A 12,615-nucleotide genomic window follows, 5' to 3' on the forward strand; every position below is an offset into this window, starting at 1 on the left:
AATAGACGTCTAGACGTATATTCAAATGCAACCAACGAGATTCTCCTATTATGGCAAAGCACTTGTTTACCTCTGAGTCAGTCTCAGAAGGTCATCCAGATAAAATCGCCGATCAGATTTCTGATGCGGTATTAGACGCAATACTTGAGCAAGATCCAAAAGCTCGTGTTGCGTGCGAAACATATGTCAAAACCGGTATGGTATTAGTGGGCGGTGAAGTCACCACTTCTGCTTGGGTCGACATTGAAGAAATCACCCGTAAAACCGTTCGCGAAATCGGTTATACCAATTCAGATATGGGCTTTGATGCAGATTCATGTGCGGTACTTAATGCCATCGGCAAACAGTCACCAGACATCAATCAAGGTGTTGATCGTTCAGACCCTGCTGAACAGGGCGCTGGCGATCAAGGGTTAATGTTTGGCTATGCCAGCAATGAAACTGATGTATTAATGCCTGCTCCGATCACTTACGCGCACAAATTAGTTAAGCGTCAGTCTGAAGTGCGTAAAGACGGTACTCTACCTTGGTTACGCCCAGATGCTAAAAGCCAGGTAACGTTTGCTTATGATGATGGCAAAATTATCGGTATCGATGCAATTGTGTTATCAACTCAACATCGTGAAGACGTTAAACAAGCTGATCTGATTGAAGCGGTAATGGAAACAATCATTAAGCCTGTTTTACCTGCACAATGGTTAAACAAAGACACTAAATACTTTATCAACCCTACTGGTCGCTTTGTGATTGGTGGCCCTGTTGGTGACTGTGGTTTAACAGGTCGTAAAATTATTGTAGATACCTACGGCGGTATGGCACGTCACGGTGGTGGTGCTTTCTCTGGTAAAGACCCATCAAAAGTAGACCGTAGTGCGGCTTACGCTGCACGTTACGTGGCCAAGAATATCGTTGCCGCTGGTCTTGCTGACCGTTGTGAGCTGCAAGTGTCTTACGCTATTGGTGTTGCAGAGCCAACGTCTATTAGTATCGAAACATTCGGTACCGGCAAAGTATCTGAAGAAGTATTGATTAAATTAGTACGCCAACACTTCGAATTACGTCCATACGGCTTAACGGCAATGCTAGATTTGGCTCGCCCAATCTATCAACAAACAGCTGCTTATGGTCACTTTGGCCGTGATATCTTCCCTTGGGAAGCGACTGATAAAGCTGAAGCACTTCGTGCGGATGCCGGTTTATAATCAACCTGCATAATTATCGTCTTAAGCTAGTATTTGTATTGAGCTAAGATGATAAAAAATAAAACCGCCAACTGGCGGTTTTATTTTATCTAATTGGCAACACAATGATTTGATCTAAACATTTGATCTCAACATTTGGTCTCAACATTTTATATCAAGAATGGCTCAGGTTATGTATCAACCTACTTGGATAGACACAAAGATCATAGCAAACCACCAGCCATCAACGGCAACTAATTCCAGTGCGATAAACAGGCCTATTACTGACATCCCAGCAATTAAACAGTGGTCTGCAATCAAGTTATTCTATCGTCAGCATATGCCTTATGCTCGATTAGCCCAGAAAGAATCTGTTGCTGTTATTCATCATCTAAGCTCATCAACTATTGATGGAACAGATGATATTGATGAAGTTGATATAAGCCAGCAAAAAATAATCGCGGCGATACGAGTTAAACCTATTGGCCAATATCAATTAATCAATGGGTTGTTGGTTCATCCAGACTACCGGGGACAACAGCTTTCAAGTCAGTTATTGAAATTTATCGCGCCTCAATTAACCACTAAAAATTGCTTTTTGTTTGCTCATCCGTGGTTAATAGGTTTATATCAACAGCATCATTTTATCGTTATAGATCAAAATGTCGTGATAGGTCAAAATGGTTTATCAGCAATACCAGCAGAAATCACTCAGTTGTATCGTCGCTATCACAGTGAACAACGACCACTAGTGTTGATGCAGCTCAAGAATCAGGATTAATAACTAAGTTAATCATCTAATTCAATAGATTCAACAAGCCAAATTCAGACAAAAATCTGACTCGTATTAACGCAGCTCAAATCTATTGTGCATCAATAAACTCAGCCCGAATAAACGTAGATATAATAAACCTAACGCTATTAGAGTGAGGTTTATTTAAACTAAGCCAGCATAAGTACAAGGGGATTGAACTGGTTAACAATGATCGAAATGCGAATTTTCAATACACATAAACGACACTTGCTGCATTGTCATTACAGGTACCACTTTGACACTGACAGACGCTAAGTTAATCCGCTCGACATCGGTAAATAGTGTAATCCCTGCTTGATAATTATTGGTTACGCCACAAAATAGCCACATGTCTTGCCAGCGGACAAAATACCCCGATAGCTGCAATTGCGGATTATCTGGATTTTGTACATCCGCTTCAACACACTCATACAACTCTGTCGCGTCTGCCAACACCGCGGCTATCAGCTTCATATTATCAAAAGCAGATAGCCTTAAATCCAAATAGGGCGAAAAGAGTCTGTCAAAGTTAGTACTCATCACGTTCCTCATAAATAATCACTTTAACAACACCCTAGCTTGACGATCACGTAATGTTAGCCGTTGCCAATAAACAATAATCACGTTGCTCGAAACTGAATTGATCAATCTCTGTCATTGTGGCTTTTTGTTGATGGGCTGCCAACGAACGCGCATTATCAGCGGCAACATACGTCACCATAAATGGAAAGGTATCCGCCACTTGTTTTTTTAATTCCATCACCAACGCCGAAAACACCCCTTGACCACGTTTCGATTCTTGTACCCAAACAGGTCCATATTGGCAGGTGTTAGTGGTCGATAAAGCTTGTCCTTTTAAATCGGCAAACTTAAGTTTTTGAATAATATGTCGGTATAAAGGTTGTGCGGAAAAAAATGACCATTTTGCCGCCATCACATAACCAATGATCACTCCTTGCTCTTCAGCTACGATAAACCAATGTTGATTAATCAACTGGCTCACCTCTGATTTGGTAAATGAATGAGCATGAAGTTGGCTATTTGAACCTAACAACTCATCATCGACATGGGCACGTTCTAACTGCACAATAGCAGCAACATCGGTTAATAACGCCTTACGGATAATAAATGACAATGATTATTCCTTTGACCCTGAATTGGGAGATTGTTTCTTAGCCCATTCTACCACTAGCGCAACGGGCAGCGGAGACATAATTAATGTTCCAACGCCAATGAGTAAAGCAATAGCCAACATACCACTGACTTGTTGACCGATATCACTTTGCCAATATAAGCCGACACCCACCAACAACATGATTAACCCAACGAAATGTAACACTTTAGCTAATTTGATCATTTGCGACTCTTTAATACGTTAAATAATGTTCATTAACCCAAAACATGACAATTATTTACTCTCTTGTTAATCCTCAAGTAGTAAGATAACGGCAATTTTTTCGTATATGGAACCCTCTCAGCATGATAAAGCATATTCTCGGCGCCACTGTTATATTTTTAGGCCTCAGCGCTTGTCAAAACCACGCTCAAATTGTCTCAAATGAGCAATTAATTGGTACTTGGCATGTCGAAGTTGTCCTCGACACTCCTACCATTAATAATAGCCCAGCAAATTTAGTTTTTGCTCCAAACGGTGAGCTAACCGGTAATAATAGTTGTAATCAATTTTTTGGTCGTTACGCTCTGCAAGGCCACTTACTTCAACTTGCACCATCAGGTTCGACCATGAAAGCCTGCGTCGATAGTTTAATCACCCAAGAAGCTGAACTGATGCAAGCAATTTCATTAGTACAGCAAGTTGATTTATCTAAAGGAAAACTCAATCTATTGTCTATAAATGGTGATACGCTATTAGTACTGACAAAACAATCGTTACCTTTATCCTAAAGCCTATGGTTTAACTAAGTCACCGGATTAGCCATTAGTGTCAGTTTAAAGTTCCATTGAAAAATGAATTTTTATTCAACAAATCTGATTTTTTCTTGACTTAATAAGTCAATCTATTCAAAATGTGCTAGATTTTTGAATAACAACTATAAGATGAATAATCACTATGCCAGCGACAAGAAATCAGGATGAGCTCGTACGAACTTTTAAAGCAATTCTCAAAGAAGAGCGTTTTGGAAGCCAAAGCGAGATTGTTATTGCGCTTCAAGCCGAAGGATTCGGTAATATTAATCAATCTAAAGTATCACGCATGCTCAGTAAATTTGGTGCTGTACGCACTCGCAACGCTAAGCAAGAGATGGTGTATTGCCTCCCAGCCGAGCTAGGCGTACCTACTGCGGGTAGCCCAGTTAAAAATTTAGTATTGGATGTTGATCATAACCAAGCCATGATCGTGGTAAGAACTAGTCCTGGTGCAGCACAATTAATCGCCCGTTTGCTCGATTCAATAGGCAAACCAGAAGGGATATTAGGTACTATTGCCGGTGATGATACTATTTTCATCTGTCCAGCAAGTATAAAAACGATTGATGAGACGTTAGAAACCGTTAGATCATTATTCAATAATAGTGAATAAAAAACCATTTAAATAAAAAAGCAGTGCAATGGCATTGCTTGTTTATTGCCGAAAACAGGCGTATATGCATCATCAAATTGAGTTAAAAAATCCAATGATGGCACAAAGAAAGACGATCCCGTCAGCGCTTTAGTAAACTGCATTAAATGATCATGGTTACCGTGACCATCACCGTGCACCATGCTGCGAAGCATGGCTTCAAAATTATCTGGCGTACGACATACTGAAATAAACATCAAACCTTGTTGTCTAATCGAACCGTATGGCATGCTTTGTCGTAAAATTTCTAATGAGTTCCCATGTGGATCTTTCAAGTTAACTCGTTTTGTGTGACTGGTTAATGGCTTCTCTTCTGACTCATACTCAATATCATCAACTTTGGTACGACCAAAAATATCTTCTTGTTTTTTAAGAGGTAAACGATTCCACTTACTTAAATTATGCATGTATTTTTGAACATGAACATAACTACCCGAGAAAAATGCTTCATCTTCATCGCCGACAAGTGCAACCTGTTGGCGATGTCGGCCTTTAGGGTTTTCAGTACCATCTACAAAACCTGTTAAGTCACGACTGTCCATAAAGCGAAAACCGCGATCTTCATCGACTAACTCGACCAAGTCTTCAAACATTTGGTTAATTTCATTAGCAACAAGATGCAAAATATCATAACGATCACAACGGATATGAATAAATAGGTCATATTCCATTGCCGGTGCGTCACGGTTGCCTTCATTCATGGCAGGAAAAGGCTTTAATAACGCAGGGCGAGCTTCTGGATAAAAAGTATCCCAAAAATTAGCCCCAATACCCACAAAGCCATTAAAAGCACTGTCGGCATATTGATCCGTTAGTTCATAAATATATTGCGCTACATTAGCAATAGATGGACGTAACTGATCTTCAACACCGTCATTGGCATTAAACATCAGGTAAACACTGTGTAAATTTCCTTCTGCGCAAATCCCTAACTGTTCACGAGGCATAACTTGGTTACCCATATTAACTTCATCCACCTTAATACTAAATGTCGGCCTAAACGGTGATAATTTAACGTTTTAATGTAACTGATGAGCGATTAACACCGCTCATCAATTAAGCTTATCATTAACTTAACTTAATCAAACGTAAATTACTTGAAGAGTACTCACATTTAGCCAGTTTGTAATCCCTATTGTACTCATATTCGTGCAGATAACAGCTTGATCATTCATTACAATGGTTAACTAACTCAGCTAAGTTAAAAGAAGAAATAGTAAGCCCAAAAACAGATGTTGGGACTATTTCATCGAAAACTTGCCAATTATTATTACGAATAAGGACAAGCCTTTTATTACTAGCGGTGTATAACGCGTATTCATTGCAAATTAATGCAACGCCGTTAGTAAGGTTGTTAACAACACTGTTAGCAACACAAAGGGCTAATTGGTAAACACCTTTTTCCACAGCTAAGGTTAACTATAATCTAAACTATTGATATTGCTGCATTGATAGCTATTTAAAAATTACCAGTGGATGTGCTGCAATACTAATACCCACTCTTTGACCTGCCATTAACATTGTTGATTGACTACTAACATTCAAAATATCAGCGCCAATTTGGACTTGATAATGGCATACCGTACCAAGAAAATGCCTTTCTACAATGCACCCTCGGCCATTGATGCTAGGATGTAATTCAATTTGCTGTGGTCTCAATAGTAATAGTCCTTGGCTGCCGACAGGCAAAGACAATGCTTCTGTGCTGCTAAGATCGCCCAAGGAATAGTGCACTTGATGGCTGGAGCTAACCGTAACAGGTAAGTAATTACCCGCCCCTAAAAAATCGGCAACGTAGCGATCAGTTGGTGCACTGTACAAGGTTTCAGCTTTACCATGTTGAATAATGGCGCCATCTTTAAATAAAGCCAATTTATCTGCAAACACAAATGCTTCATCTTTACTGTGGGTCACAAACACGGCACTGACATTACGTTGTTTCAATATGGCACGAATTTCCAACATCATATCGTGACGAACTTGCGCATCAATATTAGAAAAAGGTTCGACTAACAATAATAATTCTGTTTGATATGCTAATGCACGTGCAATCGAAACTCGTTGCTGTTGACCGCCAGATAATTCATGAGGGTAACGAGATGCTAATCCGGTTAATTTGACCAGCTCGAGCATTTCCTCTAATCGGGTTAACCGCGCAGCTCGATTAACCTCGTTAACCCCAAATAAAATATTATCAGCCACAGTTAAGTGCGGAAATAAGGCATAGTCTTGAAAAATCATTCCAACGCCACGCTTCTCACTCGGAACAAACACGCCATCACCACTCAACACTTGGCCATTGATGCTGATGCAACCTTGACTAATGGCTTGTAAGCCAGCAATAGCACGCAGTAGGGTTGTCTTACCACAACCACTGGGGCCTAATAATGCGACAATTTCACCTTGCGCCAAGGTAAGATCTAAATGGCGTAACACCACTTGACCGTGATAATCGCTGCAAACATTTTCAATGGTTAAGGTTGACATAATTAGCCTTGTTGCTCCAAAGAGCGATTAAGATAAATCAAGGGAACAAGCCCAACTAACACAATCACAATAGCGGCCAATGCGCCATGTTCGAGTTTTTCATCTGAGACGAACTGGAAAACATAAGTCGCCAAGTTTTCAAATCCTATAGGACGCAATAATAACGCTGCGGGTAATTCTTTCATGCTTTCAATAAACACCAGTAAGGCACCGGCAAAAATCCCTTTGCGTAATAAAGGCAAATGTACTCGCCATAGTAGCTGAGTAGGCGTTCGTCCTAAGGTAATACACGCCATGTCTAAAGAAGGGGAAATACGCTTATAACTGTTTTCTAAACTGCCGATGGATATAGCAATAAAACGAACACAAAAAGCAAAAATCAGTGCAAACACGCTCCCAGTGAGTAATAAACCTGGGCCTTGGGCGCCAAACCAATCGTAAATATCGTTAATCGCAAAGTCGATAAACGTCAGAGGTACTAATACACCAATCGCCAACACCGTTCCTGGTAAAGCATAACCAGTACTGCTCAATCTCGCGGGAAGCTGATCACTTTGTCGCGGACTCACACGGCGTACAAACATTAATATCAATGATAGGACTACACACACACCACTGACAATAGCGGCAATATATAAACTGTTTAGGCTATACTGCCAAAATCGAACATCCCAACTTTCATTGAAATAATCGATAGCATATCCACACAACACAATGAAAGGTATTAAAAAGGCTGTAAATAACAAAACAGCGCAATAGCCTAATGCGACCCAAGCCATTTTTGGTGACAACACATATCTGTCAGCTTCATTAAGAGAAGATTGTTTTTGAAATAATTGTTGTTTCCGCCGGGCAAAACGCTCAACCCCAATCATAGAAAATACCACTAACAGCATAATGGCTGACAGCTTTGCTGCCGCGGTTAAACTGCCATAGCCGAGCCACGTGTCGTAAACAGCTGTGGTTAATGTCGGTACAGCAAAATAACTCACGGTGGCAAAGTCTGCTGCGGTTTCCATTGCCACAAGTGCAACCCCTACAGCCAAAGCGGGTCTTGCCATTGGCAGCGCAAGACGCCAAAAACTGCGCCACGGACTACATCCCATTACACGCGATGCGTATAACAAACTGGAAGACTGCTCCATAAACGCAGTACGCGCTAATAAATAAATATAAGGAAACAATACTAACGATAATATTATCGCTGCTCCGCCCAGACTGCGTATTGCGGGGAAGTAATAATCGTGGGGAGATTGCCAGTCAAACCAGGCTCTTAATACACGTTGCACCGGACCAGCATAATCAAGCATGTCGGTATAAACATAAGCCACAATGTAGGCTGGCATCGCTAACGGGAGAAGGAGTAACCATTGAAAGTAACGGCGAAAGGGAAAGTCACAACGGGCAATTAACCAAGCAGCTGGAATCGCTAAAAGTAGAGTTCCGAGTCCAACCAACAACATGAGCAATAAGCTATTGCCTATGTATGTGGGTAACACTGTATTGAATAAATGGCTAAATACAGCTTGATCTGGAAGCGTGGATTGCACAATTAAGGCAATCAGTGGCAAGATTAATATTGCCGTAATAAAATAACCAGCAAGCGACCAGCTTCTGGTTAAACCTAAAATCATAAAAAATACCGAGTTAACTCAGCGCGCTATCAATCTATCTATCATATCGATAGTGCGCTGGTAATGTTTAAACAAACTTTAGTTAAAGATCAAATTTCACTTCATCAAGCAGTTTTACAGCAGTTTGATGATATTCAGCCAACTTATAGATAGGCAAACTATCGGCTTTAAAATCCCCCCATGACGCCACTAATTCAGATGGTGCCACATCAGCTTTTACCGGATATTCCATATTAACTTCTGCATACATTTTCTGCGCAACGTTTGAAGTAAGGAATTCCATGAGCTTAATCGCACTATCTTTATGCGGTGAATATTTGGCTAATGCCATACCTGATACGTTTACATGAGCACCACGGTTCTGTTGATTAGGGAAGTTAATTTCAACCGCTTCAGCCCAGCTTTTCTGATTTTTATCCATCAGCATATTGCCGTAGTAGTAGCTGTTACCGATAGCAATGTCACACATGCCCTCTTTAACGGCTAGCACTTGGTCACGGTCATTACCTTGAGGCTTACGAGCCAGATTAGCTTTTAGCCCTTCTAACCAGGTTTTGGTTTTCGCTTCGCCGTTATGAGCAATCATCGATGCCACTAATGCAACGTTATAAGGGTGTTTACCGCTGCGGGTACAAATTTTACCTTTATATTCTACTGAAGCTAAGTCTTCGTAGTCGATGTCAATTTTACCGCTCCGCTCTTTTGAAGAATACAGATTACGAACGCGCATCGTCAGCGCATACCAATTGCTTTGTTGTGATCTATATTGAGCGGGAATATTGTTGTTAATCACTGTGCTTTCGACGGGAGACACAAGATCTTTTTCCACTAATTCCATTAAACGAGAGAAGTCAGATGTTAACACCACGTCAGCGGGAGATAGGCGACCTTCACGAACCATACGTTCTGCAATGCCATCTTTAGCAAAAACAACGTTGACGTCGATACCACTTTGTTCGGTAAACTTTTCTAGAATAGGTTCAATCAGGAAAGCTTGGCGATAAGAATAAACCGTTAATGCATCTGCGGCACTCACAGAAGAAGCAACACAAGCCAAGCCCAATAATGCGACACTTTTTAGCAATTTCATTAATCAACGCTCCCTAACTGAATCAATATTCCGCCGCCATCGGCTCAATTGATAATGGTTATCAATTGCAATAGGGTAAATGATCATATCAAAAGGAGCAAGTGCTGTTTCACATTCTGCGGTTAAAACGCCAAGGCTAAAACATCAAATTGTCATGTAGTAGCCAATATGGCAAACTTAAGCAACTATGATGGAATTATGATTGACTAAAACACTACCAGTATTTTTCGACCGTAATTTGCCCAGGCGCTCGTCGAAGATTTTTTACTAAGCCTTTTTCAACTAAAGCGGTTTGCGCATCATTTATCATTCCTGGGTTACCACAAATCATCACTTGAGAATGTTCCGCATTAATCCCTAAGCCTGCTTTCTGCTCAATTAATCCGCTGCTAATGCCATCAGGAATACGACATGATAAGCCTTCGGGATAATCTTCACGGGTCACAATGGGAATAAACACAAACTGTTGAGGATATTGACTAATAAACTGTTTAATCGTTTCTAAATAAGCTAAATCTTCACCAAGCCTTACACCATAAACTAGCACGACTTTTTCAAAGCGTTGCCAAGGCTCATCGGTTGCAAGCATAGAGATAAAAGGCCCCACTGCAGTGCCTGTTGATAACAACCATAGGTGTTTACCTTGCAACGCCCCTTTAGGCACTTCATCTAAGGTCATAAAACCGGTCGCTTTGGGCGTAACTTGAATGGTATCACCTGGATTTAATGCTTTTAGATCTGGCGATAACTGACCATCCTCTACCGCAACAGCCAACACCTCGACATAATCTGTACCAGGGGGATTTACAAGCGAATACGCACGCGCTACGCGTTTATCATCACGTATTTGGCTGAGCTTAATAAACTGGCCTGCGATAAAAGTTTCGACATCGGCTTTGATACGCAAAGAGAATAATTTATCATTCCAATCAATGCGTTTTAGCACGGTACCGGTAATCCACATGGCTTTAATCCTTTTAGACTGGCGTATTTATTTACTATAATACCAATCTATACGGATATTGGCTTAATTAAAAGCCACTGTTTTTCTACACCAAATAATCTTATGCCATTAGCTTGCCTAATTGAACTGGGCTAAGTTTAGGCAGTTGATGAATCTTGCTTAGCTGAATTGGCATCTAGGCGGTCTCGTTGAAACTGAGCAAGTTTTTGCTGTATGATCTCATAAGTTTGATCAACTCCTGCTGCAATATCGCCTTCTAATACTTTGAGCCCAGATAAAATATCGCTAGCCTCTTTAAAACCTTTATCTATCGCATCACCAATTTTCACCATAAAACTGCTAACTTGCTCATCAAACCCCATGGATTTATTTTGTTGTTGATGTACGGAGAAAAAATTTGTCGCAAAGCTGACAATACGATCGGCTGTCGCTTCAGGTGAATAATCCACTCCACTTTCAACGCTCTTTTGGACTGAGTTTTCTCCCAACGTAGGCGCAAGCTCTTCGTTAATGGCTTCAATCGCGGCGCGATAAAGTAATGCCATAGACTTATCACCAGCAGCAATACTAACCTCTTCTTGCGCCGCTAAAATCGAATTATTCATCATTTGTCGACTTAGCTGATTGCTGGTTAATTTAGGCTCAACCGGCGTATTTTTTTCCGTTTGGTGGGTTGAAGACATTTGCGACGAATTCACTGTTTTATTGTCACGCAGTGGACTGGCATTATTGCTATTTGGTTGTTTAATTTCCATGATATTGGCTCACATACAATGACCGATAGCTTAATTATCGACCAAAATATATATTTCTAAAGCCAAGAATTAAAACAATTGATGGAGATTTATTTATACTCAATATGTAGAAGAATAGCTTGTTGATTAATATCATTAATCTAACTTGTTCAAATGAATACCTGCTAACATGGTAATTAAATTAAAAGACAGATAAGGATAACAACATGCCGCAACAACATTGGTTTATGTGGGGAATAGATATTTTTTCTGGTCTTTTCTTAGTGTTATTCTGGTTATTGCTTATTGCTGTAATTTACATGTTTATCGCTGATAAACTGCAAACCAAACAAGCTATTAGACACAACTATCCTGTTATCGGTCGTTTTCGATATATATTTGAAAAACAAGGTGAGTTTTTTAGACAATACTTTTTTTCTCAAGATCGCGAAGAACTGCCGTTTAATCGAGCCGAACGCAGTTGGGTATATCGCGCAGCTAAAAATGTTGATCGAACGATTGCGTTTGGGTCGACACAAGTTCTGGATAAACCGGGAGCGGTAATGTTCATGAACTCAGCATTCCCCGTCAGTGATCATGACACTCACCAAACCATCGCGGTAATCATTGGTCCTGAATGTAAACACCCTTACACAACCGATAAAATTTGCCATATCTCGGCCATGAGCTTTGGTGCCTTGTCTCGCCCAGCCATTACAGCACTATCCCATGGTGCAGCAAAAGCAGGCTGTTGGCTCAATACTGGCGAAGGTGGGTTAAGTCCTTATCATCTCAAAGGACATTGTGATTTAGTGTTTCAGATAGGTACCGCTAAATATGGTGTGCGTAACGAGCATGGTCATTTAGACCCACAAAAACTGACCGATATTGCCGCTCATCCTGAAGTAAAAATGTTCGAAATTAAATTAAGCCAAGGTGCTAAGCCTGGCAAAGGCGGTATTTTACCGGCAATAAAAGTCACCGACGAAATTGCAGCCATTCGCGGCATCCCAGCAAGACAAGACTCCATAAGCCCCAATGGCCACATTGAATTACATAATGCTGCTGACATTGTCGATATGATCAATCAAGTAAGAAATATCACCGGTAAACCAACCGGTATTAAAGCGGTATTAGGTGACATGTCATGG

Annotated in this window: 14 protein-coding genes; 5 read left to right on the forward strand and 9 right to left on the reverse strand. The window is 40.6% G+C overall.

The window, feature by feature from the left end:
• Positions 1-50 precede the first annotated feature (50 nt).
• Positions 51-1,202: a methionine adenosyltransferase gene (gene metK / locus H5202_RS01570; protein WP_182770346.1), complete on the forward strand. Its 1,152-nt coding sequence runs from the start codon at positions 51-53 to the stop codon at positions 1,200-1,202.
• Between the two features lie 172 nt (positions 1,203-1,374).
• The gene (locus H5202_RS01575; RefSeq protein ID WP_182770348.1) at positions 1,375-1,962 is read left to right on the forward strand and encodes a GNAT family N-acetyltransferase; all 588 of its coding nucleotides are present in this window, start codon (positions 1,375-1,377) and stop codon (positions 1,960-1,962) included.
• Between the two features lie 195 nt (positions 1,963-2,157).
• On the opposite strand, the gene H5202_RS01580 is transcribed toward H5202_RS01575, so the two are convergent.
• Genes H5202_RS01580 through H5202_RS01590 form a run of 3 tightly spaced genes read right to left on the reverse strand, consistent with a single transcriptional unit; the run spans position 2,158 to position 3,331 of the window.
• The gene (locus H5202_RS01580; RefSeq protein ID WP_182770350.1) at positions 2,158-2,514 is read right to left on the reverse strand and encodes a hypothetical protein; all 357 of its coding nucleotides are present in this window, start codon (positions 2,512-2,514) and stop codon (positions 2,158-2,160) included.
• A 46-nt stretch (positions 2,515-2,560) separates the two neighbouring features.
• On the reverse strand, positions 2,561-3,109 hold the full coding sequence (locus tag H5202_RS01585) for a GNAT family N-acetyltransferase (RefSeq protein WP_182770352.1): 549 nt from the start codon (positions 3,107-3,109) through the stop codon (positions 2,561-2,563).
• Positions 3,110-3,112: 3 nt separating this feature from the next.
• Positions 3,113-3,331 (reverse strand): hypothetical protein, encoded by a 219-nt coding sequence (locus H5202_RS01590; protein WP_182770354.1) that lies wholly within the window; start codon positions 3,329-3,331, stop codon positions 3,113-3,115.
• A 122-nt stretch (positions 3,332-3,453) separates the two neighbouring features.
• Here H5202_RS01590 and H5202_RS01595 point away from each other — a divergent pair, with 122 nt between their 5' ends.
• On the forward strand, positions 3,454-3,879 hold the full coding sequence (locus H5202_RS01595) for an META domain-containing protein (protein WP_182770356.1): 426 nt from the start codon (positions 3,454-3,456) through the stop codon (positions 3,877-3,879).
• A gap of 166 nt (positions 3,880-4,045) precedes the next feature.
• On the forward strand, positions 4,046-4,516 hold the full coding sequence (argR, locus tag H5202_RS01600) for a transcriptional regulator ArgR (protein WP_182770358.1): 471 nt from the start codon (positions 4,046-4,048) through the stop codon (positions 4,514-4,516).
• Between the two features lie 8 nt (positions 4,517-4,524).
• Here the strand turns inward: argR and H5202_RS01605 are convergent, their stop codons facing one another.
• From H5202_RS01605 to H5202_RS01630, 6 genes are all read right to left on the reverse strand, one after another.
• Positions 4,525-5,517, reverse strand: a complete 993-nt coding sequence (locus H5202_RS01605) for a Dyp-type peroxidase (protein WP_182770360.1) — start codon at positions 5,515-5,517, stop codon at positions 4,525-4,527.
• Positions 5,518-6,010: 493 nt separating this feature from the next.
• A complete protein-coding gene (locus tag H5202_RS01610) occupies positions 6,011-7,042 on the reverse strand; it encodes an ABC transporter ATP-binding protein (protein WP_182770363.1) in 1,032 nt (343 codons plus the stop codon).
• Positions 7,043-7,044: 2 nt separating this feature from the next.
• Positions 7,045-8,676, reverse strand: a complete 1,632-nt coding sequence (locus H5202_RS01615; protein ID WP_182770365.1) for an ABC transporter permease — start codon at positions 8,674-8,676, stop codon at positions 7,045-7,047.
• 82 nt (positions 8,677-8,758) lie between these two features.
• Entirely contained in the window at positions 8,759-9,766 is a 1,008-nt protein-coding gene (locus H5202_RS01620; RefSeq protein WP_182770367.1) for an extracellular solute-binding protein, read from the reverse strand.
• A gap of 214 nt (positions 9,767-9,980) precedes the next feature.
• Complete coding sequence (locus H5202_RS01625) at positions 9,981-10,730, reverse strand: ferredoxin--NADP reductase (RefSeq protein ID WP_182770368.1); 750 nt, start codon at positions 10,728-10,730, stop codon at positions 9,981-9,983.
• Between the two features lie 137 nt (positions 10,731-10,867).
• Complete coding sequence (locus tag H5202_RS01630; protein ID WP_182770370.1) at positions 10,868-11,485, reverse strand: DUF5610 domain-containing protein; 618 nt, start codon at positions 11,483-11,485, stop codon at positions 10,868-10,870.
• 206 nt (positions 11,486-11,691) lie between these two features.
• Here H5202_RS01630 and H5202_RS01635 point away from each other — a divergent pair.
• Positions 11,692-12,615: FMN-binding glutamate synthase family protein (locus H5202_RS01635; RefSeq protein ID WP_182770372.1), on the forward strand; the 924-nt coding region annotated here is incomplete at its 3' end.

This window comes from Shewanella sp. SG41-4, from assembly GCF_014164505.1.
Taxonomy (GTDB): Bacteria; Pseudomonadota; Gammaproteobacteria; order Enterobacterales; family Shewanellaceae; genus Shewanella.

Bases quoted from the DNA above. Each gene is read 5' to 3' on its own strand.
- H5202_RS01610 (WP_182770363.1), bottom strand. From the start codon at position 7,042: ATGTCAACCTTAACCATTGAAAATGTTTGCAGCGATTATCACGGTCAA.
- H5202_RS01605 (WP_182770360.1), bottom strand. From the start codon at position 5,517: ATGGGTAACCAAGTTATGCCTCGTGAACAGTTAGGGATTTGCGCAGAA.
- H5202_RS01625 (WP_182770368.1), bottom strand. From the start codon at position 10,730: ATGTGGATTACCGGTACCGTGCTAAAACGCATTGATTGGAATGATAAA.
- H5202_RS01590 (WP_182770354.1), bottom strand. From the start codon at position 3,331: ATGATCAAATTAGCTAAAGTGTTACATTTCGTTGGGTTAATCATGTTG.
- H5202_RS01575 (WP_182770348.1), top strand. From the start codon at position 1,375: ATGTATCAACCTACTTGGATAGACACAAAGATCATAGCAAACCACCAG.
- H5202_RS01615 (WP_182770365.1), bottom strand. From the start codon at position 8,676: ATGATTTTAGGTTTAACCAGAAGCTGGTCGCTTGCTGGTTATTTTATT.
- argR (WP_182770358.1), top strand. From the start codon at position 4,046: ATGCCAGCGACAAGAAATCAGGATGAGCTCGTACGAACTTTTAAAGCA.
- H5202_RS01595 (WP_182770356.1), top strand. From the start codon at position 3,454: ATGATAAAGCATATTCTCGGCGCCACTGTTATATTTTTAGGCCTCAGC.
- H5202_RS01620 (WP_182770367.1), bottom strand. From the start codon at position 9,766: ATGAAATTGCTAAAAAGTGTCGCATTATTGGGCTTGGCTTGTGTTGCT.
- H5202_RS01630 (WP_182770370.1), bottom strand. From the start codon at position 11,485: ATGGAAATTAAACAACCAAATAGCAATAATGCCAGTCCACTGCGTGAC.
- metK (WP_182770346.1), top strand. From the start codon at position 51: ATGGCAAAGCACTTGTTTACCTCTGAGTCAGTCTCAGAAGGTCATCCA.
- H5202_RS01580 (WP_182770350.1), bottom strand. From the start codon at position 2,514: ATGAGTACTAACTTTGACAGACTCTTTTCGCCCTATTTGGATTTAAGG.